This is a genomic window from Chryseobacterium artocarpi (genome assembly GCF_001684975.1).
GTDB lineage: Bacteria > Bacteroidota > Bacteroidia > Flavobacteriales > Weeksellaceae > Chryseobacterium > Chryseobacterium artocarpi.
The window spans coordinates 671273-696436 of record NZ_MAYH01000023.1 but is presented as its reverse complement, the minus strand read 5'-3'; the positions used below and the strand labels follow the sequence as shown (position 1 = coordinate 696436).

Annotated in this window: 25 protein-coding genes; 17 read left to right on the top strand and 8 right to left on the bottom strand. The window is 33.5% G+C overall.

What is annotated here, in order from left to right:
* Positions 1-125: 125 nt before the first annotated feature.
* Together BBI01_RS11175 and BBI01_RS11170 are read right to left on the bottom strand one after the other, a co-directional pair.
* A complete protein-coding gene (locus BBI01_RS11175; RefSeq protein WP_065394731.1) occupies positions 126-737 on the bottom strand; it encodes a response regulator in 612 nt (203 codons plus the stop codon).
* The gene (locus BBI01_RS11170; RefSeq protein WP_065394730.1) at positions 734-3736 is read right to left on the bottom strand and encodes a sensor histidine kinase; all 3003 of its coding nucleotides are present in this window, start codon (positions 3734-3736) and stop codon (positions 734-736) included. The genes BBI01_RS11175 and BBI01_RS11170 overlap by 4 nt, the downstream gene beginning before the upstream one ends.
* A gap of 690 nt (positions 3737-4426) precedes the next feature.
* Between BBI01_RS11170 and BBI01_RS11165 the strand changes: the two genes are divergently transcribed.
* From BBI01_RS11165 to BBI01_RS11125, 8 genes are all read left to right on the top strand, one after another.
* Positions 4427-4780 carry a helix-turn-helix domain-containing protein gene (locus tag BBI01_RS11165; protein ID WP_065394841.1) on the top strand — a complete coding sequence of 118 codons (354 nt, stop codon included), beginning with the start codon at positions 4427-4429 and terminating at the stop codon, positions 4778-4780.
* A 427-nt stretch (positions 4781-5207) separates the two neighbouring features.
* A complete protein-coding gene (locus BBI01_RS11160) occupies positions 5208-6464 on the top strand; it encodes an aminotransferase class I/II-fold pyridoxal phosphate-dependent enzyme (protein ID WP_065394729.1) in 1257 nt (418 codons plus the stop codon).
* 6 nt (positions 6465-6470) lie between these two features.
* Complete coding sequence (locus tag BBI01_RS11155) at positions 6471-7103, top strand: TetR/AcrR family transcriptional regulator (RefSeq protein ID WP_065394728.1); 633 nt, start codon at positions 6471-6473, stop codon at positions 7101-7103.
* A 98-nt stretch (positions 7104-7201) separates the two neighbouring features.
* A complete protein-coding gene (gene dnaX, locus BBI01_RS11150) occupies positions 7202-8287 on the top strand; it encodes a DNA polymerase III subunit gamma/tau (RefSeq protein WP_065394727.1) in 1086 nt (361 codons plus the stop codon).
* Between the two features lie 32 nt (positions 8288-8319).
* The gene (locus BBI01_RS23075; protein WP_228393985.1) at positions 8320-8907 is read left to right on the top strand and encodes a DUF8439 domain-containing protein; all 588 of its coding nucleotides are present in this window, start codon (positions 8320-8322) and stop codon (positions 8905-8907) included.
* A gap of 398 nt (positions 8908-9305) precedes the next feature.
* Positions 9306-10388, top strand: a complete 1083-nt coding sequence (locus BBI01_RS11135; RefSeq protein WP_065394725.1) for a chorismate mutase — start codon at positions 9306-9308, stop codon at positions 10386-10388.
* A 190-nt stretch (positions 10389-10578) separates the two neighbouring features.
* A complete protein-coding gene (gene rsgA, locus BBI01_RS11130; RefSeq protein ID WP_065394724.1) occupies positions 10579-11505 on the top strand; it encodes a ribosome small subunit-dependent GTPase A in 927 nt (308 codons plus the stop codon).
* Positions 11506-12054: 549 nt separating this feature from the next.
* Positions 12055-12471 (top strand): nucleoside-diphosphate kinase, encoded by a 417-nt coding sequence (locus BBI01_RS11125; RefSeq protein ID WP_034687444.1) that lies wholly within the window; start codon positions 12055-12057, stop codon positions 12469-12471.
* 71 nt (positions 12472-12542) lie between these two features.
* On the opposite strand, the gene BBI01_RS11120 is transcribed toward BBI01_RS11125, so the two are convergent.
* Positions 12543-14384 carry an alpha-L-fucosidase gene (locus BBI01_RS11120; protein ID WP_065394723.1) on the bottom strand — a complete coding sequence of 614 codons (1842 nt, stop codon included), beginning with the start codon at positions 14382-14384 and terminating at the stop codon, positions 12543-12545.
* Between the two features lie 215 nt (positions 14385-14599).
* Between BBI01_RS11120 and chrA the strand changes: the two genes are divergently transcribed.
* From chrA to chrI, 3 genes are read left to right on the top strand one after another with little or no spacing between them, the layout of a single operon-like run.
* A complete protein-coding gene (chrA, locus tag BBI01_RS11115) occupies positions 14600-14815 on the top strand; it encodes an MNIO class RiPP chryseobasin precursor ChrA (RefSeq protein ID WP_065394722.1) in 216 nt (71 codons plus the stop codon).
* A gap of 3 nt (positions 14816-14818) precedes the next feature.
* Positions 14819-15916, top strand: a complete 1098-nt coding sequence (gene chrH / locus BBI01_RS11110; protein WP_065394721.1) for an MNIO family chryseobactin maturase — start codon at positions 14819-14821, stop codon at positions 15914-15916.
* Positions 15917-15952: 36 nt separating this feature from the next.
* Positions 15953-16438: a chryseobasin maturation helper ChrI gene (chrI, locus tag BBI01_RS11105; RefSeq protein ID WP_228393984.1), complete on the top strand. Its 486-nt coding sequence runs from the start codon at positions 15953-15955 to the stop codon at positions 16436-16438.
* A gap of 200 nt (positions 16439-16638) precedes the next feature.
* Here chrI and rpe read toward each other — a convergent pair whose 3' ends face one another.
* Positions 16639-17289 (bottom strand): ribulose-phosphate 3-epimerase, encoded by a 651-nt coding sequence (gene rpe / locus BBI01_RS11100; RefSeq protein ID WP_065394719.1) that lies wholly within the window; start codon positions 17287-17289, stop codon positions 16639-16641.
* A gap of 105 nt (positions 17290-17394) precedes the next feature.
* Positions 17395-18468: a chryseobasin maturation metalloprotease ChrP gene (chrP, locus tag BBI01_RS11095; protein WP_065394718.1), complete on the bottom strand. Its 1074-nt coding sequence runs from the start codon at positions 18466-18468 to the stop codon at positions 17395-17397.
* 51 nt (positions 18469-18519) lie between these two features.
* On the opposite strand from chrP, the gene BBI01_RS11090 reads away from it, so the two are divergent.
* Positions 18520-19224 carry a DUF4294 domain-containing protein gene (locus BBI01_RS11090; protein WP_065394717.1) on the top strand — a complete coding sequence of 235 codons (705 nt, stop codon included), beginning with the start codon at positions 18520-18522 and terminating at the stop codon, positions 19222-19224.
* A gap of 32 nt (positions 19225-19256) precedes the next feature.
* Here the strand turns inward: BBI01_RS11090 and BBI01_RS11085 are convergent, their stop codons facing one another.
* Together BBI01_RS11085 and mnmC2 are read right to left on the bottom strand one after the other, a co-directional pair.
* Complete coding sequence (locus tag BBI01_RS11085) at positions 19257-19673, bottom strand: NUDIX domain-containing protein (RefSeq protein WP_065394716.1); 417 nt, start codon at positions 19671-19673, stop codon at positions 19257-19259.
* A 136-nt stretch (positions 19674-19809) separates the two neighbouring features.
* Entirely contained in the window at positions 19810-20484 is a 675-nt protein-coding gene (gene mnmC2 / locus BBI01_RS11080) for a tRNA (5-methylaminomethyl-2-thiouridine)(34)-methyltransferase MnmC2 (protein ID WP_065394715.1), read from the bottom strand.
* A gap of 85 nt (positions 20485-20569) precedes the next feature.
* Here mnmC2 and BBI01_RS11075 point away from each other — a divergent pair, with 85 nt between their 5' ends.
* The 5 genes from BBI01_RS11075 (at position 20570) to BBI01_RS11055 (ending at position 24322) form a co-directional block, all read left to right on the top strand.
* Complete coding sequence (locus tag BBI01_RS11075) at positions 20570-21640, top strand: branched-chain amino acid aminotransferase (RefSeq protein ID WP_065394714.1); 1071 nt, start codon at positions 20570-20572, stop codon at positions 21638-21640.
* A gap of 259 nt (positions 21641-21899) precedes the next feature.
* The gene (locus tag BBI01_RS11070) at positions 21900-22412 is read left to right on the top strand and encodes an FKBP-type peptidyl-prolyl cis-trans isomerase (protein ID WP_065394713.1); all 513 of its coding nucleotides are present in this window, start codon (positions 21900-21902) and stop codon (positions 22410-22412) included.
* Between the two features lie 81 nt (positions 22413-22493).
* A complete protein-coding gene (locus BBI01_RS11065; protein WP_228393992.1) occupies positions 22494-23531 on the top strand; it encodes a peptidylprolyl isomerase in 1038 nt (345 codons plus the stop codon).
* Between the two features lie 121 nt (positions 23532-23652).
* The gene (locus BBI01_RS11060; protein ID WP_123862138.1) at positions 23653-23991 is read left to right on the top strand and encodes a hypothetical protein; all 339 of its coding nucleotides are present in this window, start codon (positions 23653-23655) and stop codon (positions 23989-23991) included.
* Between the two features lie 109 nt (positions 23992-24100).
* Positions 24101-24322: a hypothetical protein gene (locus tag BBI01_RS11055; RefSeq protein ID WP_065394710.1), complete on the top strand. Its 222-nt coding sequence runs from the start codon at positions 24101-24103 to the stop codon at positions 24320-24322.
* 73 nt (positions 24323-24395) lie between these two features.
* Here the strand turns inward: BBI01_RS11055 and BBI01_RS11050 are convergent, their stop codons facing one another.
* On the bottom strand, positions 24396-24641 hold the full coding sequence (locus BBI01_RS11050; protein WP_123862137.1) for a hypothetical protein: 246 nt from the start codon (positions 24639-24641) through the stop codon (positions 24396-24398).
* Positions 24642-25164: the final 523 nt, after the last annotated feature.

Here is a 25164-nt window from a genome sequence, read left to right as displayed (position 1 = left end):
AGAAAATAAGGTTCTGTAAATTTCCTGATTATTTTTTAATTCTAAAAATCATTATTTAAATCATTACGATAGGTGATGATAGTATAGAGGAGTTTACTTTAGAGCTTATCCTAAAAAATCAAAAATTAATGCATCATCTCATAGACTTTGATCAGCTCAGCAATATTATTGACATCAAGTTTCTGAAAAATTCTCTTTTTATAGGTGCTTACAGTGGACATCTGAATATTCAGTTTATTGGCGATTTCCAGGTTTCCGTTACCATCAGCCAATAATTTGAAAATTTCATATTCACGGGATGAAAGCTTTTCTGCAGGATTATTTCTTTTATTCTGAATGATCAACCCAATAAGCTCCGAAGGATAAAAATATCCTTTTTCAATAACGGTTTTCACTGCATTTTTAATTTCCTCTTCACTGCTTTGTTTGCTCAGGTAGCCTTCGGCACCTTCACGAATGTATTGTATTGCCACGTCTTTATCATATCCTGAAAACACAAGGATTTTTAGATCATTTTGTATGTCTTTCAGCTCAGGAATCATTTTTTTATACTGAGTTCCAGGCATATCAATATCTAAGATAAGAAGTGTATAATGCTGGTTGGTAAGTGTTTTTTTTACTTGTTCATAGTTCTCTGCAAAATCAATGTTCAGATTTGGGTAAGCAGTTTCCAGAACTAATGCAGTTCCCGCCCGAACTACATAATGATCATCTGCAATTAAAATTCTTTCATTCATAATAAATTAGTTTTGTTGAGCGTTATCTCTACAATTGTTCCCTTAGGTTCATTCTTTCTGAAGCTGATCTCAGCATGAATTTTTTTCACCAGGTGGATCACCATGTGTAATCCTAACCCTTTCCCTTTAAAGCTTGGAGTTTCTAATTTAGGGTTTTTAAATAAATTCATATAAACGGCAATATGTTCCTCAGACATTCCTGCTCCGGAATCAGTAATTGTTATGATAGATTTTCGCTCATTTTCTTTAATATCAAGAACTATTCTTCCATCAAAAGTGTTTTTTACAGCATTATCGAGTATATTGTGAATAATTGCAGTTAAAATACTCTCATTCACAGAAGAGTAAACCTCATCTTCAGCAGCATTAATGATTGTTGTTCCTCTTTCCTTGGCGATTTCACAGAATAATTTTCTCTTGATCTCCAGAATTCTGTTCACACAATACTCTTCTTCTTCAAAAATATTCTCAGCTTTATAAAGTTCAGTATACTCCTTTAAATTAAGGGTAAACTGATAAAGCTGTTCAGAAGACTTGTAAATACTGTCAAAATACTTTTTCTGTAGTTCCAGATCATCGGACTCATAAAGCTTTTGTGAGAGCATTGCAATAAATCGGATAGGAGTGGTGATATCATGACTTATTGTTTCTACCAGCTTCTTCTGATATTCCGTTTCCTTTCGAAGGTCACTCTTTACCACTTCGAGATTCAGGGATGTTTCTTTAAGCTCCGAATTTTTATTATGTACAATCTGTTTGAGAGCTTTGTTTCTTATTCTTAAAAAATTGGTGGTCAGCTGTACGATTATAGTAATAATGATCAGAATAATAACAGAAGCTGAAACCCTGAACAAAAGTGTTTGATAGAAGAAAGGCTCAATTGTAAATTTGATAGACTTTTCTTCATATTTTCCGTCAGGAGAAACTACCATTCTTACACTCAGTGTATAGTCTCCCGGATCAAGGTTGCTGACTGTATATTTAAGTTCTTTCCCAGTAGGTACAGGTTCCCATTCTGAATTTTCTTTTCCAGATATTTTAGCTTCCAGATAAAGGTTCTCAAGATTAGAAAAGTAAGGAATATCGATAAATATATCAGCCGTTTTGTAAGTGTTTTTTAAATCCAGAATATTATGAAAATACTGAGGTTCATTATTGTTGATTCTTACCCTCTCAATATAAATTTTACACTTGTGCGGATAATAGGTTTTTACATGGTCCGGATTAAAGAATACAAAGCCATCCATGGAAGGAAATACAAAATCTCCATTTTCCAGAGCATAAGCATTTGGTTGAGAACTTCCATTGAATTCATTAGTTAAAAAACCATCTTTTTTAGTAAAACGGTAGTAAAATACGGGACTCTTCTTATTCTCAATATAGTCTAAAAGTTGTTTTTTAGGAACTTTAAACAATCCGTTATTAGAAGAGATCCAATAAAAACCTTTTCGGTCTTCAAGAATATAATGTGCAGATTGAAGATAATTATTCCTGTCATTCGGCATTTTGATCAGTTGCCCATCTTTGAAGAGATAAAAACCACTCTTATTAGTCATTACCCATATCAGATTGTCTTTTGTTCTGATAATACTTTTGACATGGATGTTCTTTAATACCGGTTTGATCTTTTTGCTTCCCAATACAGCAGAATATAGCCCGTCACTATTTCCTACTAAAATTTCGTTTTCGCTGTACTGCAAAAATGTGTTTACAAAACTTTTAAAATTAAAAACAAAATCCGGCTTTGAAGAAATAGTATTTCTATAGATATATAACTCACTTTCCGAGAAATTTGAAAATGAAGCTCCGTAAAGATTATCACTTTTCAAAAATGATTCGAAACCTTGTCTGATAAAGGTAGAATCTTTCTTTGTATATCCTGAATTTTTATAAAATCTGATTACACTGTTTCTCTTTCTGATCAGAATATTTTCTTCCTTATCATACATCATCAGGTAATTGTCATTTTCCCCAAATGGAAATCTTTTCACAATACCGTTTTTTCCAAACTCAGTACCATCTTCAGCTATAATCGTGCTTTTGCTGAATGGAAGAGAAGCGTAATAAACATTATTTGAAAAATCAGCTTCCTTTTTGGCAACATAAAAATTAGAAAGTCTCAGAACATTAAGCCCATTGTTCAGGGTTCCAAGATAAAGTCTGTTAAACTCTTTACCATAATACATGGAACAGTAAGAATGGCTTCCTATTTCATTGTATTTTACAAGGAATTTCAACATTAGCTCTTTCCCTTTTCCCTCTACCAGATAAATATTACTGTTATTAATAATAAAAGTCTGATTAGTGATCTGTTGCCAGTAAACTTTAGTATTCGGATCGTTGAAAAGACTCTGATGATGATCAATGGTAACCTTTCCTCTATCAATAGAATATGTTTTCCTGTTTTTTAAATCATTAATATAAAGCACCTCATTAAAGACAAAGGCACTATTCAGATCCTTATATGAAAAAGGAATTGTTATTCTTGTTTCAACTCCTTTTTCATCCTTATAAATGATAAGATTCTTCTTACCAAAGCTGTATGTTGAATTTTTAAGCCTTATAAAATAATGAATGTCATTATAAAAATTACATGCTAGAATATTATTGGCAACTCTGTGTATAAATTCATTCCCTTTTGTAAATGCTATTTTATCACTGCTGTGAAGCTGTGTTAGCTTAGGAAATCTATTCTTGATAATAACTTTGTTTTCCTGGAAATTATTGAGAACCGTAATACTATCCATTGCTGGATCGCCCATAAATTCTCCAAAATGCAGATTGTTTACTTTAAAATTATTAAAAGTAATAAAGGAGCTGCCATCATACCGAACCAGCCCATTCTCCGTGGAAATCCAGATAAACCCGTACTTATCCTTTACAATAGCCTTTACACTACTTTGTGGTAGCCCATTGTCAATATTATACCATGTAGAAGTATAGTGTTGTCCGTACGTGTTGAAATATAAGCAAGCAAAAAACAATGCCCAGATTCTCATATGTGCAAAACTGATCTATGTTTTCTGCATTAATGCAAAAAACGGTTAATAATAGTTTTTGTACAAGTCGAAGTTTTTTTTAAGGGTAGGAACGATTGAAAATAAATTTTTATCATTAATTCTTTTTGCCGTTTGTGTTTTAAGTGTTAAATAGTTTTGTTTTTATGCTGTAAAAATAATGAAATTATACAGATAAACCAGTATGTTTTAATTTGTTTTCTTATGAGTTTTGTCCATGTTTATTGATAATGAAGCAGATATTAGTCTGTGTTTTTGTAGAATTATTTCTACATTTAGTGAAATTTAATACTTCTTTGCCAGACTTTCGAGAAGAGATAATTGCTTCTTAAAAGGTTGAGTTACACAAAATAGAGGTTTATAAGTGTTTGTTTGTAATTTTCACTTATTTTATGTTTGTAGTAAAAATTTTACAAAGAAACTGTGTTATTTCTACATCTTTTTTTTGATCGCCTTAAATAGCTTCCATACTTTTGCAAACGATTATTACAACGAGGAAAACCTTTATCATTAAAATAAAGATTCTGAAAACACAAACGATTTAAACACTAAGAAAAAGATCTCTTTATAGAGGTCTTTTTTATTAATAAGATGTTTTCCGAAAAGTTCACCATATCAATTTTAATTCTTATTTTTAATTTTATCATTTCAACTGACTTTAAAGTAAACGCAATGAAAAGGAGCAAAGAGATTACCTCTCAATATTTTGACTTTTTAGAAAAACATATCCAGGATGTGATTTCAGGGGAAGTTTCTGAGTTTATGGAAGTTAATGAAATCGCAGGCAAGTTAGCCGTTTCTCATACACATCTTACCGATACCATTAAAAAAGAAACAGGGCAACATCCATGTTACTTTTATGATGAGAAAATCATTCATGAAGCTCAGAAAATGCTTGAAAATTCCGATAAATCTGTGGCAGAAATAGCCCGAACCTTTACCTACGATCCTTCCAACTTTTCGAAATTCTTTAAAAAGATGACAGGTATGACTCCTGGAAAGTTTAAAATTTCCAAGGAAATATAAAAGTAATTATAGTTAAAAGTTTCTGATCCCTTTGATATTGGTGTTTTTTTAACTTTCTGTTCTCTTTTATGGGATTTAAATTTGTTTAAAATTCACCTTTTAGTGCATTTTTATAAGACCATCATGAGAAAATGATAAAAAATAATCTTTTATAAATGAGATGGTTGTAAAAAATATTAACATTTTTTTATTATTTCTTCATTGATATTTCTTTATTGTTCACTTTTTTTACTAATTTTCCATTACAAAAAACTAATTTAACTTAATAAATATAGGGTGAAAAGCTCGGGTATGTAAAAACTTTTGGTTTTCATATAATATGGATAAAATTATTGTGTCGTTAATAATATTTAATTTTATTTATACGCCGGAACCCCTTTAAATAGTTATATATTTGTTTTTAGAACCACACAAACCAAATTTAAGGATGAGCATCAATTTTACAACAGCAACTATTAAAGATTTCGAGAATATCCCGGAATGTAATATGGCTCAGAGAGCTGAAATATTTTATGAATATTTAGATTTTGTAGAGTCTAACGGACACATGAACTACAGGCTGAAGAATACTTCAGGAACAAACGCAATATTGAATGTAAATATTGCAAACCAAAACAGAGAATTCGTTAGCTTTGTTTCTAGTGATTACTTAGGGTTTACACAACATCCAAAAGTAAAGCAGGCAGCTATTGAAGGAATTGAAAAATATGGAACAGGTACAGGAGCAACACCGCTTATTGGTGGTTACTTTGATTACCATAATGCTTTAGAGAAAAGAATCTCAAGTTTCTTTCATAGAACAGAAGATGAAGCAGTAGTTTTTACTACAGGATATACGGCAAATAGTGCTACTTTACAATGCCTGATGCAGAAAGAAGATCTCGCTATTTTAGATATGGCAGTACATGCCAGTGTATATGAAGGATGTGCTTTTACAAATAAAAAAACATTTCCTCACAATAATTTGGATGCTTTGGAACACATTTTGAAGACATCTGAGAATCTGTACCGTACTAAACTTGTTATTGTAGATGGAGTATACTCTCAGGATGGAGACACTTCACATATCAATGAGATCTACGATCTGGTGAAAAAATACAACGCCTTTCTTATGGTGGATGATGTACATGGAGTAGGTATTCTTGGTGAAACAGGAAGAGGAACTCTGGAACAGGCTGATCTGCTTGATAAAGTAGATATTATCACAGGTACCTTCAGTAAAACATTCGGAAACCTTGGAGGATATGTGATTACGGATAAAAAAATAGCCGCATTCGTCAGATTCCAATCTCGTCAACAAATCTTTTCAGCAACAGCTCCACCATCTTCAGCAGGAATTGTAAAAGCAATTGATCTGATAGACGAAGAACCTATATGGAGACAAAAGCTTTGGGATAATATTAATTATTTCAAAAATGGGCTGGATTCTCTGGGATTGGATACAGGTATTACATGTTCAGCTATTGTTCCTGTAAAAATTGGAGATCCATATCTGACAGGAGATGTAGGTAGGATTCTAATAGAAAAAGGAATCTATACCAACCCGATTCTCTATCCGGCGGTACCAAGAAAAGATGCGCGTATCAGAATGAGTGTAACAGCAAGACATGAAAAAGAACATCTTGATAAAACACTTAACGCGTTTGATGATATTAATAAAAAATTGCATATTGCGAAAAAATAATAAATTATGCCCAGAAAAGTAGTGCAGGGTCCCATAAGGGATAAAGAAAAAACAAAGCAGAAACTGCTTGCTGCAGTTGGTAAAATTTTAAGAGTAAAAGGATACTCAGGTTTAAAAGTAAGTAAAATTGCCGCTGTAGCCGGTTTTGATAAAAAATTGATCTATGAGTACTTTGGAAGTACAGATAAACTGATCGATGAATATATCAAATCTCAGGATTACTGGAGCCAAGTGAATAAGGACGTAGAAGTAGACTATTCCGATGGTGGACATGAACTTACCAAAATGGTAGTACTTAACCAGTTTGAAAACCTGAAGAAAAACAAAGAACTTCAGAAGATCATTCTTTGGGAGCTTTCTGAAAACAAACCAATCCTTAAAAAGCTGGTAGAACAGCGTGAAGAAGTAGGGGAAGTTTTATTCGGTAATATCTCAGATCCTTATTTTGGAGAAGGTATGGCAAAAAGACACAGAGCAATTATGGCTCTTATTGTTTCAGGAGCTTATTACCTTAATCTTTACACGGGATACAATGCAAGCGTGTTCTGTGGTATCGACCTGAAAACAGAAGACGGGAGAAAAGAGATTGAACAGGCTATCGTTGAATTGATTGATTTTGCATACAGTAAAAAGAAATAATGATTAAAAGTTTTCCAATTTGAGTACAAATAAGTTTTTGTTGATAATTTGAAAACTTTTAATTTTCAAATTAAAACTATATTTCTTATTTTTGACCAATGGAAAATTTTATAGTATCTGCAAGAAAATATCGTCCTCAAGAGTTTGATACAGTTGTAGGGCAATCCCATATTACGGATACTTTAGAACATGCAATTGAAGAAAGTCAGCTTGCTCAGGCATTGCTTTTTTGCGGACCCCGTGGTGTAGGTAAAACTACTTGTGCCAGGATTCTTGCAAGAAAGATCAATGAGAAAGATGGCTCGGTTTCAGAAGATGGCTTTGCTTACAATATCTATGAATTGGATGCAGCATCCAATAACTCTGTAGATGATATCAGGGAACTGATAGACCAAGTGCGCTTTGCACCTCAGGTTGGTAAATACAAAGTATATATCATTGATGAGGTTCATATGCTGTCTTCTGCCGCTTTCAACGCATTCCTTAAAACATTGGAGGAGCCACCCGCTCATGCCATATTTATCCTGGCAACTACAGAAAAGCATAAAATTATTCCTACAATTTTATCCCGTTGCCAGATCTATGACTTCAAAAGGATTACCATTGAAGACATTCAGGGGCATTTAAGAAATATTGCCCAAAAAGAAAATATCCAATACGAAGATGATGCTCTGTATCTGATTGCACAAAAAGCAGACGGCGCATTAAGAGATGCACTTTCTATCTTCGACAGACTTTCTACATTCTCTCAAAAGAACATTACGCTGGCAAAAGCTGCCGAAGTTTTGAATATTCTGGATTATGATCAATATTTAAAAATTGTAGATTTTGCCAAGGAAAACAAAATTCCGGAAGTGCTTTCTGCATTTAATGATATTGTTAAAAAAGGTTTTGATCCTCATATTTTTGTTGCCGGATTAGGAAATCATTTCAGAGATTTAATGATGGCACAAAATACTTCAACGATAGATTTGATTGAAGTAGGAGAGAAGACCAAATCTAAATTTGTAGAACAGGGACAGAAATGGACCGCTCAACAATTAATTGACGGAATTGAAATCTGTAACCACGCGGATATTAATTATAAAAACTCCAAAAACCCTAGACTTACGGTTGAAATTGCTTTAATGCAATTGGCTTCGCTGACTGCTAATTCAGACGTAACTAAAAAAAAAAATTCCTAATACTAGCTCCGTTTCTCAGTGAGAAACAGGAAGTGAAAATTCCTGAAGTAGCTCCCGAGAAAAAAGAAATAAAGGTGGAACAGCCATCAGTGCAGCCTATCAATACTCAGGAAGCTGAAATAAAGAAAACAACAAATAAGCCTTTATCAAAACCAACAGGAATTTCTTCAGGATTCAGCATTAATTCTTTTTTGAATAAAGAAGAAAAAGTAGAAACAACTGAAAATATTGCTGTAAAAACTGAAAATCTTCCCCAAAACCATTTTACAGATACTGATCTGCAGATGGAATGGAAAATCATGCTGAAACAGTTACAGATGAAAAATACTTTCGTCTTTAATGCAGTAAAAACCTTTAAACTGGAGAAGAAAGAAGAGAATAAAATTAAAGTTTTGTTCCCATCTGACTCTGCTAAGGTAGAATTTGATAAGGTGAGTGGAGAATTTTTCAATCATTTCAGAAGAAAAGTTCAGAACTATACGATTGAGATAGAATACGTGAGAGACGTTGAAAATCTGAAGATTGAAGTCGTTACCAAAAGAAAAATATTTGAAAAATTCATCGAAAAAAATCCACTCTTGAAAGATTTAGATGATTTAATGAAGTTTGATTTGACATAATTTTTATATATTTGTCACAGATTTTTGTGAAAATTAAGTTTTTGACAAAAACAAATTACAACCAGAAACGCTAAAACAAAGACATTTCCAGAAGAAAAATGGAAAAACTGACTAACACATATCTGTCTTTTTTTGCACCCGCTAATTACTTTTTTAGCGGTTATTTTAGCTTTTCTGCTTCTTATTTTAGAAATTTCAGAACCTATTACCGATTTTATTGGTATTGCTAACTGAATTTCTTTCCAAAAAATACAGGAAAAGTAGAGCCCTTTTATTATCCTGATTCCTTTAAACAACTTTGAACGGCATTTTTTGAAAAGAATTATAAATTAAATTTTATAATCAAAGGGCTATTGCTGTGAACTAATTTAAAATATAAAACAATAAAATTTAGAATAATGAATTTAAAAGATTTAAAAAACGAGTGGATCAATGAGCTTACACAACCATTAATGATTGCAGGACCATGTAGCGCAGAAAGTGAAGCTCAAATGCTTGAAACAGCGAGGAGAATTAAAGAATCCAACGCTAATGTATCTGTTTTCCGTGCTGGAATCTGGAAACCTCGTACTAAACCCAATGGTTTCGAAGGAGTAGGAGTGATCGGTTTGAACTGGCTAAAAAAAGTAAAAGAAGAATACGGATTTAAAACGGCTACAGAAGTTGCTAATGCACACCACGTTTTTGCTGCTTTGGAAGCTGATGTAGATGTTCTTTGGATCGGAGCCCGCTCTACGGTAAACCCTTTTACAGTACAGGAAATTGCAATGGCTTTAAGGGGAACTAATAAGCCTGTATTCGTTAAAAACCCTGTAAATCCGGATCTTGCATTATGGATCGGGGCTCTGGAAAGACTTTTAGGACAGGATATTAAAAACTTAGGAGTTATTCACAGAGGATTCTCTACATACCAAAAAACAAAATACAGAAATAACCCGAACTGGCAGATTGCTCTTGACTTCAAAAGCCAATTCCCGGATATTCCAATGTTGATTGACCCTTCTCACATTTGTGGAAACAGAACAGGTCTTGCAGACATTACACAGGAAGCTCTTAACGTAGGATACCAAGGTGCTATCATCGAATCTCACTGTAATCCAGACGAAGCTTGGAGTGATGCATCACAACAGATTACTCCTGAAGTATTGGCGGATTTAATCGGTAACCTGAAAGTAAGAAGCTCTAATTTAGCAGGTTTTGAAGGAGAAATGGGAAGACACAGAACTTTAATTTCTGATCTAGACTTCCAATTAATTGAACTTCTTTCTCAAAGAATGAAAATTTCTGAGAAAATCGGTAAACTTAAAAAAGAAAATGACATTGCAATCTTCCAGCCTGAACGTTGGAAAGTAATTACAGAATACGCAAACCAAAAAGCTAAAGAAACAGGAATGTCTCAGGAGTTTATTGAAAAAGTATTCAAAGCAATTCATGAAGAATCTATTGAAGTACAGAACAATATTATGATTGACAGAGATTAATCTGTCAATTATTTATCAAGGGAAAAAATTTGGAGTAAGGGAAAAATTTCCCAAACACCAGAGACTAAACTCTGAATATAATAAAAATTAGGGCTTAGATTTTGAGACTTAGGAAAAGTGAAACATTTGTTTTTAAACCTATTTCCCGAATCCTAAGCCCTAATTCCTTATATTTGCACTAACATTATCTATGAAAGGAAAAATCATTAAATCTACGGGCAGTTGGTATCAGGTTTTGGAATTGGAAACCAATAAAATTTTCGAAGCCAGAATCAGAGGAAAGTTTAAGCTCATTAAAACACGACTTACCAATCCGCTTGCTGTAGGAGATTTCGTTGAATTTAAGCTTGAACAGGATGATATTGCATGGATTACCAAAATTGATCCACGTACTAATTATCTCATCAGAAAATCTGTAAACCTTTCAAAAGAAGCACACATTATTGCTTCTAATATAGACCTTGCCTGTTTTATTTTCACACTGAAACATCCGGAGACTTCATTAGGATTCCTGGATCGATTTCTTGCCTGTTGTGAAGCGTATAATATTAAACCATTAATTTTATTCAATAAGATTGATGTTTTACATGAAGAAGAAATTGAGATTGTAAAAGATATCGAGTTTCTTTATCAGGAAATAGGATATGATACGTTGGAAATTTCTTCTTATTCCAGATTAAATCTTGATCAGCTTCAGGAATTACTTAAAGACAGAACATCTGTATTTTTCGGACATTCCGGTTGTGGAAAATCAACTTTAGTGAATGCTTTGCAGCCAGGGCTTAATTTAAAAACTTCTGAAATTTCAGATACCCATTTAAAAGGAAAACATACAACAACCTTTGCACAGATGCATTTCTGGGATTTTGGAGGAAACGTAATCGATACACCGGGAGTACGTGAATTTGCAATGATTGACATTGAAAAAGAAGAAGTGCAACACTATTTTCCTGAGATTTTCAAAAAGAGAGAAGAATGTAAATTCCATAACTGTCTTCACATCAATGAACCAAAATGCGCTGTTATTGATGCTTTGGAAACAGGGGAAATTCAACACTCGCGTTATTCTACCTATATCAAATTGATGGAAGAGGCGGAAGAAGCTTCTCAAAAATAATAGAATATATCTTATTTATATAATAACCGGTCAGTTTATATTGATCGGTTTGTTTTTTTATATAGAATGAAATCTTTTTGAAAAGTAATTTTAGCGTTTAAAAAAGTTTCAATTTTCGTTTTTTTTGACTTGAAAAAAAATCTATTTTTTAATAACTCTACTTTTTGTCATGAAATTTTTTACATATAACTCCACTTTTGCCATATTTAGAATTTATCCGGAAAAAATATTTTGAAAAATAGGTCATTATTTTATCCATTGAAATGTAAATAATAACATATTGATATGTTTTTATAAGGGATTTAATTTTATCAAATTCTTAAAAAAAAGCTTCGTTTTTTAAAAATAAAAAACCCAGCCGAAGCTGGGTAAAAACTAATAACCATGAAAACTCAAATTAAACATGAGAATCGCAATAGAATAAACAATTACTGTGCCAAAGTTTGGTTCATGATTTCTTAATAAAAGTTATTTTTATGTTAAAAAAAAATTAAAATAAAAATCAAAGATATTTTTTGTAATTTTGCACCATTAAAAAAATATACATTTATGTCTAACATTACATTCACTATGATTAAGCCTGATGCTGTTGCTGACGGACATATCGGTGCTATATTAGGTAAGATTGCTGAAGGAGGTTTCAAAATCAAAGCTTTAAAATTAACTCAGCTTACAGTTGCTGACGCTAAAAAATTCTATGAAGTACACGCTGAAAGACCATTTTATGGTGAGCTAGTAGAATTCATGAGCTCTGGTCCTATCGTAGCTGCAGTTTTAGAAAAAGACAACGCAGTTGAAGACTTCAGAACATTAATCGGAGCTACTAACCCTGCAGAAGCTGCAGAAGGTACTATCAGAAAAATGTTCGCTAGAAGCATCGGAGAAAATGCAGTTCACGGTTCAGATTCTGACGAGAATGCTTTAATCGAAGCTCAGTTCCATTTTTCAGGAAGAGAGATTTTCTAAGAAAATTTTCTTACAAGATAAAAATCCGGAGACATTCTCCGGATTTTGTTTTTTTATGACAATTAATAGTCTTAAAGATTATTCTCAATTGCGCCTACTTTTTCTCTGTAAAGCTCAAGAGGTTTATTAAGCAAGACTGCAATGACTGTCATGTTTTTATCCAATCTTTCTTTAGGTATATCAATATAAATAATTCCCGGTCTGTCACTCCAGTAAAGCTTGTTGTAGATTTTATGGGACAGCAACGTTCCATCACCTACAATTCTTATTCTGGCAATATCATTTTTTATTCCTTTTAATGCGATAGGACCTGTGGGAGTTCCTTCAACAAAAAGATATAAGGTTTGCTTATCCTTTGAAAGTGCACTCATCCCTGGGTAATGTCCGTCAGGTAATCCTTTCTCAGTTTCAAAAAGTGCCTCAGCATGTTTACTCATCCAATTGATTGTTTCAGGGTTTGTTTGCGATGTCTTTTTTAATGACATATCAAGTCCGTCATGTGTCAGCCCTGAATTATTTGTGACATTATTTCCACTATGAAGCGCATTTGTCATGTCATACACTGCGGATTGTGTGTTTTGATTCTTCAGTAAATCAGGTAGAGATGCTTTTTCTTGTTTAAAGTCTGCCAAAAACTGAGGTAGGGTTTCAAAACTGATTTCAACAACAGTTACATCTTTATCAAATTTTGTATTCTGAAAATTCAATGTTAGTGTCTTTTCTTGGCTATAATCCATTTTTATAGCAGCTTTGGAGTCACCGATAATTTTTGCAGAAATAGGTTTCGCTCCGAGTCCGTAGATCTTAGTGAAACTTTTCGCTTCTTCCAAATAAAGAAACAAAGATTTTCCAGATGTAGATAAGGCTGATTTCCCTTTGTAATTTTCAAAAGGAATTCCTCGGTTTGTGTCATAAATAGCTGTGGTATGCTTTGATGTCCATTGTCCAAGATCCTTTAATATTTGTGCCTGCTTTTCAGGAATGGTTCCGTCTGATTTTGGTCCGATATCCAATAATAAATTGCCTCCCATACTGATTACGTCGGCAAGGGTACGAATAATCATGTTAGACGTTTTATAGTTATCATCATATGGCTGGTATCCCCAGGAATCATTCATAGTGTAACAAAGTTCCCAATAGGAAGCCTGAGGTGCTATAACAGGAATACCTTGTTCAGGAGTATCGTAATCCCCATGATTATTTAATCTTGAATTGATGATAATATTGGAATTGTAGCTCTTTAAAAGGTCTAACGTTTGTGAAGCTTTCCATTCTTCTGAAGTATGTTCCCAGTCGCCATCAAACCATAAAAGATCAGGTTTGTATTGAATGGAAAGTTCATTCAATTGTGATTGGTAGTAATTTACAAAACTTTGCCAGCGCTGTGGGGCTTTTTTAATATCATAACGCTTTTTAGTTCTTGTATTGATATCATAAAATGGGTGGCTCCAATCGGGAAGAGAAAAGTACAGTCCTGTTTTTAATCCTGAATTTTTCAGTTGATATAGAAAAGGAGTTAAAACATCTTTTTTTGCTAAAGCTTTTTTCGGAACTGTAATAGCATTTTCAGATTGTGAGTTCCAGAGTGACACTCCGTCATGATGTTTTGTCGTAATTACGGCATATTTTGCCCCGGATTCTTTGATGAGATTTACCCATTGTTCCGGCTGATAGTTTGAAGCTGAAAAATGATCAAGCTGCTTCATGTAACTCTCATGATTGACATAATTGTTGAAAAAAGACCAGGATTCCGATATTCCATTTACAGAGTAGATTCCCCAATGAATAAAAATACCCAGTTTGGCATTCTTAAACCATTCCATTTTCTTATGATCAGCAGATTGTGCTTTTGTAGTACTTGATACGGATAATATGACTCCAAGGAAAAGAGCTTTGAATAGCTTATTTCTCATTTATTAATTTTTAAGGTTAAATATAAATAAACAATATGTATTTTCTGGAATCGATAAATCTTCATCTTTCGTATGATATTAAAATTGATCTGTTTTTCCTTATTAAACGAGTTTACTCTATAGATTTTAAAATATAAAGTATTCAAACATAAATTGTTGTATTTTAGAAGGGAAATAAATGGAACGCTTATTGTAAATTATTTAAAAAAGCAATTATGAAAATTCCAGCATTATTAATGGCTAGCTTATTGACAGTAGGTGTTGCTGCACAAAGTACAAAACCTGTTACCAAAACAAAAAAGCCGGTCAAAAAAGTAAAAAAAATAGCAAAATCTGATACTGTTGAAAAACCAAGGATTCCCAAAATCCCTATTAGAAAAGATACAATTAAACATAATCCGGGTTATTGTCCGGCTTGTGGATTAGGATAAAATATGAAAAAACCACTCTTAGGAATATCAATGATGGCAGAATCAGAATTTGTTTCTGCTATTTTACCTTTATTACAAAGTAGTTCAGTAGAAGTGCTTGAGTGGTCATTTGATACTTTTTATAATGCTAAAGAACCTGTTTGGCTGAGTGATCTTCTGAATTTTTATTCTGAAAATAACCGTTTGATAGGGCATGGGGTTTATTATTCATTATTTGATGCTAAATGGAGTGATAGGCAGGAAGTTTGGCTTGAAAGATTAAAACAGGAAGTTCATAAAAGACAGTATAATCATCTTACGGAGCATTTTGGTTTTATGAATACTGAAAATTTTCACCAGGGAGTTCCGTTGCCTGTTTCTTTACATTCTCAAACATTACAGATCGGAAAAGACAGACTTCACAGACTTCAGGATGCTGTGGAGATCCCCGTGGGAATTGAAAATCTGGCGTTTTCTTTTTCTGTGGATGATGTAAAGGAGCAGGGTTTATTTTTGGATAAATTAATTGAAGAGATTGATGGATTCCTTATTCTTGATCTTCATAATATCTATTGTCAAGCCTGTAATTTTGATGTGGATATGCTGGAAATTATTCAATCATATCCATTAGATAAAGTGAAAGAGATTCATCTTTCTGGGGGAAGTTGGCAGGAGAGTGTTTATGGGAAGAAATCCATTAGAAGAGATACTCATGATGATGACATTCCTGATGAAATATGGGCTGTGCTGCCTTCTGTTTTATTACAGTGTAAAAATGTACAGTATGTCATCATTGAAAGATTGGGACATAGCATTAAAACAGAAAGAGATAAGCAGAATTTTTTAAGTGACTTTGTAAAAGCTCAGACGATAATTAATGTTTTAGATTGGTCTGGAAGAGAGAACCGTTTTTGGAGTAAAAAAGAAGTAAATATTTCAAAAAAACCTCTTGAGGATGTCATTTTGTATGAAGAGCAAACCAGATTAACAAAACTTCTTTTTGATAGCATTGATCCGGTACTGGTTAAAAAACAGGATTTCCAATACTTTAATACAGAAACCTGGTGCGAAGAAATGATAATGACTGCCCAAAATATTCTCAAGAAATGGAATCCTTATTAATGAGAAATTTATCACCACAAATCAAAATATATGAAAATGACAACAGTAGTACTCATTATTACCGCGGTGCTTACGGCACTTATTGCTGGGCTTTTTTATGCTTATTCATGTTCTGTCGTTCTTGGTTTAGGAAAGTTGAATGACTCAGAATATTTGAAAGCTATGCAGAATATTAACAGAGAAATACTTAATCCTGTATTTTTTATGAGCTTTATGGGAACGGCTGTATTGCTTCCTATATCCACATTTCTTATGAGAGGTCAACAACCTGCTTTTATTTTTATTTTACTGGCGACATTAGCCTATTTGATTGGGGTTTTTGGAGTTACTATAGCCGGAAATGTGCCAATGAATGATGCACTTGATAAATTTGATATTTCAAATTCAACAATGAATGCTATTAAGCAGATGCGTGAAAACTTTGAGAACCGATGGAATTTTTTAAATAATATCAGAACTGTTTTTTCAGTAATCAGCATTACGCTGGTTGTCTGCGCCTGTATATGGAATAAGGAAGGGTAGTAGGTAGAAATACTTAATCATAAATTCCGTATTTCTACGGATGTTTTTGTGGTACTTTATTCAGAAATTTGTGTAGTTAGTAAGAAGGATTTATACATTTAAAGAATTTTGTAAGAAACATTAATAACCACGGCAACTCAAGTCCCAATGAGAAAAGGCAGCCCCAAGGGACTGCCTTTTGTTATATAAAGAAATATTTTCTAAATTTTTAAAAGCTCGATTGTTCTTTCAGGGCTTTCTGCCGAAAATACCGCATTACCAGCAACTAAAACATCCGCTCCAGCTTCGAAAAGTTTTGAAGCATTGTCAAGGTTTACACCTCCATCTACCTGAATAAGTGCAGTAGAGTTATTACTTAAAATTAAATCTTTAGTTTCTGCAATTTTTTTGTAAGTATTTTCAATGAATTTCTGACCTCCAAACCCAGGGTTTACACTCATTAACAGTACTAAATCTACATCTGCAATAATATCTTCAAGCATTAAAACAGGAGTAGAAGGATTTAATACAACCCCAGCTTTTGCCCCTTTGCTCTGAATATGGTGAATAGTTCTGTGAAGGTGAGTACACGCTTCGTAATGTACTGAAATAAGGTCTGCACCATGATTGATAAACTCGTCAACATATTTTTCAGGCTCAACGATCATTAAGTGAACGTCTACGAATTTTTTAGCATGCTGCTGAACGGTTTTCATCACAGGGAAACCAAATGAAATATTAGGTACAAATCTCCCGTCCATAACGTCGATGTGGAACCAGTCTGCCTGGGATCTGTTTAACATTTCAATGTCTCTTTGCAGATTCCCAAAGTCTGCGGATAAAAGGGATGGAGCAATAAGCTTCGTTTTCATTTTTACTTTTTACTTAATATTAGATTTAAGATCTTAGACACCAGATGTCAGACATAGAGTGCTGGTATTATAGTCTAGTGCCTGATATCTGTTATCTAGTGTCTCTTAATGATACTTCAGTTTCATTTCCGGTTTGATTCTTAGAACGGTTTCGTAGATCAGTGTAATAACATTTGCTACGTCTTCTTTGGATACCATTTCCACTGTTGTATGCATGTAGCGCAAAGGTAAGGAAATTAATGCACTTGGTACTCCGCCATTCGAATGAGCAAAAGCATCTGTGTCTGTTCCTGTGGCTCTGCTCGCCGCAGCTCTCTGATAAGGAATTTTTTTAGTTTTTGCAGTATCAATGATAAGTTCCCTGATAGTATGGTGAACACTCGGCGCGAAGAATACAACCGGTCCGGCACCACATTTCTGATCACCTTCTTTCTTCTTTTCTATCATAGGTGTCGTGGTATCGTGGGTAACGTCTGTTACAATTGCTATGTTGGGTTTGATCGTGTCAGCAATCATATCAGCTCCATACAAACCAACTTCTTCCTGTACGGAATTGGTAATATAAAGCCCGAATGGAATAGATTTTTTATTCTCTTTTAAAAGTCTTGCCACTTCAGCAATCATAAATCCTCCAATTCTGTTATCTAAAGCTCTGCAGACAAAATATCTGTCATTCATTTCAAAGAATTCATCAGGATAGGTAATCATACAGCCTACAAAGATCCCCATTTTTTCCACTTCTTCTTTAGTTGTGGCACCACAATCTATGAAGATGTTTTCAATTTTAGGAGTAGGTTCGTCTTGGTTGCTTCTTGTGTGAATTGCAGGCCATCCGAATACCCCTTTTACAATACCGTTTTCTCCGTGAATATGTACTACTTTTGAAGGCGCAATGGTCTGGTCGGAACCTCCGTTTCTGATTACATAAATGAGCCCGTCATCAGTAATATAATTTACGTACCATGAAATTTCATCAGCATGCGCTTCAATCACTACTTTAAACTCTGCTTCAGGATTAATGATACCATAGCACGTACCATAATGGTCTACTTCAATTTTGTCAACATAAGGTTTGATGTAATCCATCCATACTTTTTGACCCTCTTGTTCATAACCCGTTGGAGATGAAGTATTTAAATATTTCTCTAAAAATTTCAAAGATTTCTTTTCAAATTTCATAAAAAGGAATGATTTTTGCGTTTAATTTTTGTTCTTATAAGTGTAAAAATAATGAAATTTAATAAGATTATTTGCCTTTTTGTTTTCTTTTTTGGAGTCAGTGTTTTTGGTCAAAAGGATACTGTGGTTGCAAAACCTCTCAATCAATACCCACCTGAGTCCCTCAAAGTGGATGAATTTGGCAATAAATATTATTACGACGAGCAGCAGAAAGTGAAAATTTATGAAGTAAACGGAGAGCCTGTGGTAGTATTGGATGAATTGGTTTTAGTTAATAAACCGAGATTTAACAATCAACTCGATAAAAATTACTATTATTTCCTAAACAAAAAGCTTTATAGAGTATATCCTTTATTTGTAACAGCTTTACAGCAATACAGAGACATTCAGGTAGATATGAATGATATGGATAGTAAAGCTAAACGAAAGTTTGTAAGGGAAAGACAAAATATGCTTGCGGATCAGTATGAAAAACAGCTGAGAGATCTTACTACAACAGAAGGACAGGTTTTTGCCAAACTAATGAATAGGGCTACAGGTAAAAATGTATATGAAATCATTAAAGAACTTAGAGGTGGATTCAGTGCCTTTTGGTGGAACTTAAAAGGGAAAATGGCTGATATTGATTTAAAAGACCGTTATGATCCACACAAAAACAGAACTGATGAATTTGTAGAATCATTACTTCAATCAAATTGGAATTCAGGGTATTTAAAGCCTTATCCGGGAGCCAGCGATTTTAAAGTGAAAAAATAATAGTTAAGATAAAAAATTCCTGTAAGTACTTCTTACAGGAATTTTTCTTTTAATTTATCGAATACAATTTTGTCAATGGGAAGCGGGAAGGGATTGTCTGGTCTGTCAATATCCATCCATTCTGTTTTTTCTATGCAGGGATCAAGAATCAGAAATTCGTTTTCATCCACAATGTTTACTATATAATATATGGTAAGAAGTTGCTCATTTTCTCTGAAACGGGAAACCAGAAAATTTTCCTGAGTATAGAAATGTTCTACAATCTCTATTTTTACATTCAACTCTTCATCAAATTCACGATGTAAACACTCAAGTGTTCCCTCGCCATATTCCAATCCGCCACCCGGAAATTTCACTAAAGGTTCACCTGCATATTCCTCAAATAAGGTAAGAACTTTTTTATCTTTTACTGCACAGCCATACACTCTAATGTTGATCTTATCTATCATATATATAATGTATAATATTTTATATAGTTAAAGGTAATGAATTTTTCTGAGGCATATAAGGCTAAAATAGCGAAAAAGTGAATTTGTAAATTAGTCCTGAAATGATTCTGCTTTTTAAAAAATTCCGCTTTACTATTTATAGTTTAATGGCATTAATCATCTCTCTCTTTCCTGGAGGACCTTGTTTTTTTTTCACTTGGAAATTTAATTCCTGAAGAATTCTTCTTACACTTCCCTTGGAAGAGTAGGTCGTTAATAATCCGTTAAGCGCCATTTTGTCAGAAACCAGTTCGAATAACGGTTTTTCCCAAAGATCAGGCTGTACTCTTGCTCCGAAACAGTCAAAGTAAACAAGGTTGATTTTCGGTAGATCTATGTTCTTTAGGTCGAAAAAGTCACATTCTATCTTTTTTAAGTTGAATCCACTAATGATTTCAACTGACTTTTCCCAATCTGCTAGATGAATTTTCTGATAAATATTTTTAAACTCTGGGTTATCAAAAAGTTCAAAGTAAGCTAAATCCTTAACTTCGGATTCATTTATGGGGTATTTTTCGAGCGAAAAATAATTGATGACATGATTTTTGTCAGTTTTTAAATATTCATTAATTGTCACCAAAACATTCAAACCTGTTCCAAAACCTAGTTCTAAAATATTAATTTCGTAATCATTTATTAAATTTAGTCCATTTTTGATAAACACGTGTTCTGCTTCCTGAAGAGCTCCGTGATGAGAATGGTAGTTTTCATTTAAATCATTGATAAACAATGTTTTGCTTCCGTCGTTTGTGGTCTTAATCTCTCTTTTCAAGCTATTTTTTTGTCAAATTTACTCTAAAATTTTTATATTTAGAAAATTATGTTAAATTTGTAGAACATCGTAAAAATTTTAAAAAATGATAATTCAAAAAACTGAAAACTCCAGAATTTCTACATTTGACCCAAACAATTTTTCATTTGGTGGTACATTCATAGATCATATGATCATATGTGAGTACGAAGATGGAAAATGGGGTGATGTAAAATTAGTTCCTTACGGTCCGATTCCATTTACACCTGCTATGATGGGAGTAAACTATGGGCAAGCTTGTTTTGAAGGTATGAAAGCCTATAAAGACAAAGACGGGCAGGTTTTCCTTTTCAGGCCTGAAAAGAATTTTGAACGTATCAACAAGTCAGCGAAGCGTCTTGCAATGCCAGAGGTGACTGAGGAAATGTTTTTAGACGGATTAAAAGCATTAGTAGATATCGATAGAGAATGGATTCCTCAAGGAGAAGGAATGTCTTTATATATCAGACCATTAATTTTTGCTACAGAGGAAGCTTTGAAAGCAAGAGTTTCTAATAAATATATGTTTGCTATCGTTGCAACACCAGCGAAGAGCTATTATTCAGAGCCGGTTTCTGTAAAAATCTCTGATCACTATTCAAGAGCGGCAAACGGTGGAGTAGGTTCTGCTAAAGCAGCTGGTAACTATGCTGCTTCTTTCTACCCAACTCAATTGGCTATCGAAGAAGGATATGAGCAAATTATCTGGACAGATGATGCTACTCACGAATATTTCGAAGAGAGTGGTACAATGAACGTATTTGTAAGAATTAACGATACAATTTATACACCTCCAACTTCTGAGAAGATTCTTGACGGTGTTACAAGAGACAGTTTCATTCAATTAGCTAAGAAGAGAGGTATCGAAGTAAAAGTAGAGCCAATTCCTGTAAAAACAGTTATCGAAGCTTTGAAAGGTGGAGAATTAAAAGAAGTTTGGGGAGTAGGTACTGCAGTTGTAACAACTCAATTCCAGGCTTTAGGATATCAGGGAGAGAAATTAGAGTTACCAAGATTATCTGATGAAGAAAGCTATGCAGCTATCCTTAAGAAAGACTTAGTAGATCTTCAAAATAACCTTTCTGAAGATCCATTTGGATGGAGAGTAGTTGTAGATCACGCACTTGAAACAGTTTAATAGTATTTTTAATACATTATATAGTATAAAGCCGGGAATATCCCGGCTTTATTGTTTTTGATGAGTAATTAAAATAAGAAGCATTTTTTTATTGAATAAACGTAAGTCATATATTTAATTTTCTTTAAAACTTAAATTCTACTTAATAGTTTAAAAGTTATTCTAGGTATTATTGTTATATTGCCGTATTAATACATTACTATATTTCTTTATCAAGTTTTGTAATTGATTCACGAAATGTGTATTTTCGCAAAAGTTTATGAAAAAATTACTCTTCATATCAGCTATAAGTCTGTTGAGCTGCAATAGAAATGCACAGACGGCACATCCTCCTGTAGGCGGTGTTTTAAGCCAGAAAGATCTGGACGTTTCTAAAAACAGAATGAAAAACCTGAACACTATCGAGAGAGGTCAGATTCAGGATTGGATTAATGGACAAAACGTAAAGTTTTATCCTACGCAGCTTAATTACTGGGTGACGGTGGATGGTTTTGATCACAGAGAAAGGAGGGCAGATAATACGATGATTTCCTATTCTTATGAGTTGTATGACTTTGATCAAACTAAGATCTATGATCAGCCTTTTGAAAGAAGAGATGCCAAATTTGGGCATTTTGATGAACTGAAAGCGGTGGAGAATGCTTTGCGTTTTATACATGATGGAGAGGAAGTGACGCTTTTGGTACCGTCTTCTTTGGCTTACGGAACTTTTGGAGACGAAAAGAAAATAGACAATGATATTCCATTAATCATAAAATTAAAAGCTTTATAATACATGAAATTGTTTAACAAGAATATAATTCTGGCAGCGGCAAGTATTTCGCTGATGAGTTGTACCCCAATTTATAAAAAAATGAACGTAGACAAAGAAACTTACGAAGGTCTTAATGACGGACTTTATGCAAATCTTCAAACCACAAAAGGTAACATGATTGTTAAGTTTGAGGACAAGAAAGCACCAGTAACTGTAGCCAACTTTATCGGTCTTGCTGAAGGGAAAATCGACAATAAAGCTAAGGCTAAAGGAGTTCCTTACTATGACGGAACTATTTTCCACAGAGTAATCAAGGATTTCATGATCCAGGGAGGTGATCCTCAGGGAACAGGAATGGGAGATCCTGGATATAAATTTGAAGATGAAAGAAACGACCTTAAACACACAGGAAAAGGTATTCTTTCTATGGCGAACTCTGGACCAAATACAAACGGTTCTCAGTTTTTCATCACTGAAGTAGCAACTCCTTGGTTAGACGGAAGACACACGATCTTCGGGAAAGTAGTAAAAGGTATTGACGTTATTGATACAATTGCTAATGTAGAAAAAGGAGCTCAGGATAAGCCTAAAACAGATATCGTTTTAGAAAAAGTTTCTATTTTCGGTAAAGGTGATGAGTACAAAAACTACGATGCTGCTAAAACTTTCAACGAGGGAAAAGCTAAAATCGCAGAAAACAATAAAGCTTTCATCGCTAAAGAAGAAGCTGAAAAGAAGAAAAGAGAAGAAGAATTCAAAGCAAATCAGGAAAAATTAGTTGAAGGTTTAAAAGCAGGAATGCAAAAAACTGAATCTGGTCTTTACTACAAAATCACTAAGACTGCTGACGGTAAAGCTCCAAAAGCAGGTGATAACGTTTCTGTACACTATGCAGGAAAATTAGTAGACGGAACTGAATTTGATTCTTCATTCAAAAGAAATGAGCCTATCGAGATTCCAATCGGAATGGGAAGAGTAATCAAAGGATGGGATGAAGGTATCCTATTATTGAAAGAAGGTGAAACTGCTACATTATTGATCCCGCCAGCAATGGGTTATGGAGAAAGAGGAGCAGGAGGAGTTATTCCGCCAAACTCTTGGTTAATTTTCGATGTTGAGCTTGTAAAAGTAAAATAATTGAATCTTTAAGATATGAAAACCATCCTGAAAAGGGTGGTTTTTTTGTTTTATTATGGATTTCCGTAAGGGAGGAATGTATTCTATGATTAGATTTGAAAACAAGATTAAATTAAAGATTATGGGAAAAAGTATAATTATTTTAATAATTAGTAGTTTAGTAGCAGTGGCATGTAATGATAAAGCTAACGGAGCGAAAACTGAAATACCTGTGAAAGTTGATTCAAGTAAAATGAGAAAAAAGGAAGCTGTTGTTGTTTTAGATGAAGTACAACACTGGATGAAAAAAGGAGTTACGAAAAAGCTTTCAACAAATAAAGTCAACAAAGAGATTAATCCATTAATGGAAAAGTATCAAAAGCTTTTGGAAAAAATGAATAAACAAGATTCTACTGAAATTCAAAATTATAGAGTGAAGCTCATAAATGAATTAATTGATTTACAGATACAGCAAAAATAAATTATATTTCTTGGTTTGAGGTAATAAGGGTCCCGTAAAAATACGGATATTGTGTAAGAACAAATTATTCCTATCTTTAACCTTCAACCAATGAAATAAAAATAGAAATATGTTTGATCTTAATTATGACTTAATAAAGCAGACGATAGAGGCTGAAGTGTGCAAAGAACATAACTTGCATCCTGAGTTTGTAAAGACAGATGACGGATTCGGGATAAAGGCTTGCTGCCAGCCTTTTCATGCTGAATTGGTAGCTAAATCTGAAAAAATGGTAGAGGAGGAGACTACTCAGTTCCTTGAGAAGATGATGAAGGATATTTTTAAAGAGTAAATTGTAAAAAAGCAATTATAAAAAAACCACCCTCAAAAAAGGGTGGTTTTTCAGTAAAAGAAAGAATTAAAAGTTATATGTCTCTGCCGATTCTTTTCTTCATACCTGTTCCAGAAAGAGAACTGATGAACAGAAGTCCAAAGCCGATATAAGCGGCAAAAGCGGTCAGATATATTATTAAGCTGTTTAAACTTGGTTTCAAGCTGTATACCAATACAGAAAAGGCAGCAAAACTCAATACCAAAAGCAAGCTCCAGATATGCATTTTCGCAGCATCTTCATTTCTCTTAAAAATCATTTCAAAAAAGGCTCTCATCATTACTAACATTTTAAGGGTTATACAATTAATTTAATTAGAAATAAAGCAACGTCATTATCACGGTAAAAAGAAAGGCATATTTCTTTACTGGGCTAAGGTTCGTGATAACTTTGCCGTTTATTTATATCGTTATACCGGGCATAAAGTCCGGCATTATAATAGTGGTTTAGAATCAATATAGATTCAGGGAAATTTATAATGATACCAGTCAGATACGGGACGCAAAACTGCTGTGAAAAATTAACCGAGGGTAACTTTTCACGAACCCGTATCTTTTACGGCATCGTAGAAAAAAAAGGATTCATATACATCAATATGAACTTTGAATCAGTGGAAAACTGAAAATCCACAGAAAACCTTTTTTCTCATCCTTAGTGCTTTTTTATAATTTTTTCTCGAGAAATAACATGCGAATATCGTGCCAAAGTCATAACTCTACTATTAACAGTTTGAGTTAATATTGTTTAATTTGTTGTTTTTCAGTATTTTTAATGAGTTATTTCCTTAAACGAAGAAAAATGTT

Coding starts and splice junctions, on each gene's coding strand:
- BBI01_RS11175 (WP_065394731.1), bottom strand. CDS start 737: ATGAATGAAAGAATTTTAATTGCAGATGATCATTATGTAGTTCGGGCG.
- BBI01_RS11170 (WP_065394730.1), bottom strand. CDS start 3,736: ATGAGAATCTGGGCATTGTTTTTTGCTTGCTTATATTTCAACACGTAC.
- BBI01_RS11165 (WP_065394841.1), top strand. CDS start 4,427: ATGAAAAGGAGCAAAGAGATTACCTCTCAATATTTTGACTTTTTAGAA.
- BBI01_RS11160 (WP_065394729.1), top strand. CDS start 5,208: ATGAGCATCAATTTTACAACAGCAACTATTAAAGATTTCGAGAATATC.
- BBI01_RS11155 (WP_065394728.1), top strand. CDS start 6,471: ATGCCCAGAAAAGTAGTGCAGGGTCCCATAAGGGATAAAGAAAAAACA.
- dnaX (WP_065394727.1), top strand. CDS start 7,202: ATGGAAAATTTTATAGTATCTGCAAGAAAATATCGTCCTCAAGAGTTT.
- BBI01_RS11135 (WP_065394725.1), top strand. CDS start 9,306: ATGAATTTAAAAGATTTAAAAAACGAGTGGATCAATGAGCTTACACAA.
- rsgA (WP_065394724.1), top strand. CDS start 10,579: ATGAAAGGAAAAATCATTAAATCTACGGGCAGTTGGTATCAGGTTTTG.
- BBI01_RS11125 (WP_034687444.1), top strand. CDS start 12,055: ATGTCTAACATTACATTCACTATGATTAAGCCTGATGCTGTTGCTGAC.
- BBI01_RS11120 (WP_065394723.1), bottom strand. CDS start 14,384: ATGAGAAATAAGCTATTCAAAGCTCTTTTCCTTGGAGTCATATTATCC.
- chrA (WP_065394722.1), top strand. CDS start 14,600: ATGAAAATTCCAGCATTATTAATGGCTAGCTTATTGACAGTAGGTGTT.
- chrH (WP_065394721.1), top strand. CDS start 14,819: ATGAAAAAACCACTCTTAGGAATATCAATGATGGCAGAATCAGAATTT.
- chrI (WP_228393984.1), top strand. CDS start 15,953: ATGACAACAGTAGTACTCATTATTACCGCGGTGCTTACGGCACTTATT.
- rpe (WP_065394719.1), bottom strand. CDS start 17,289: ATGAAAACGAAGCTTATTGCTCCATCCCTTTTATCCGCAGACTTTGGG.
- chrP (WP_065394718.1), bottom strand. CDS start 18,468: ATGAAATTTGAAAAGAAATCTTTGAAATTTTTAGAGAAATATTTAAAT.
- BBI01_RS11090 (WP_065394717.1), top strand. CDS start 18,520: ATGAAATTTAATAAGATTATTTGCCTTTTTGTTTTCTTTTTTGGAGTC.
- BBI01_RS11085 (WP_065394716.1), bottom strand. CDS start 19,673: ATGATAGATAAGATCAACATTAGAGTGTATGGCTGTGCAGTAAAAGAT.
- BBI01_RS11075 (WP_065394714.1), top strand. CDS start 20,570: ATGATAATTCAAAAAACTGAAAACTCCAGAATTTCTACATTTGACCCA.
- BBI01_RS11070 (WP_065394713.1), top strand. CDS start 21,900: ATGAAAAAATTACTCTTCATATCAGCTATAAGTCTGTTGAGCTGCAAT.
- BBI01_RS11065 (WP_228393992.1), top strand. CDS start 22,494: ATGAACGTAGACAAAGAAACTTACGAAGGTCTTAATGACGGACTTTAT.
- BBI01_RS11060 (WP_123862138.1), top strand. CDS start 23,653: ATGGGAAAAAGTATAATTATTTTAATAATTAGTAGTTTAGTAGCAGTG.
- BBI01_RS11055 (WP_065394710.1), top strand. CDS start 24,101: ATGTTTGATCTTAATTATGACTTAATAAAGCAGACGATAGAGGCTGAA.
- BBI01_RS11050 (WP_123862137.1), bottom strand. CDS start 24,641: ATGATGAGAGCCTTTTTTGAAATGATTTTTAAGAGAAATGAAGATGCT.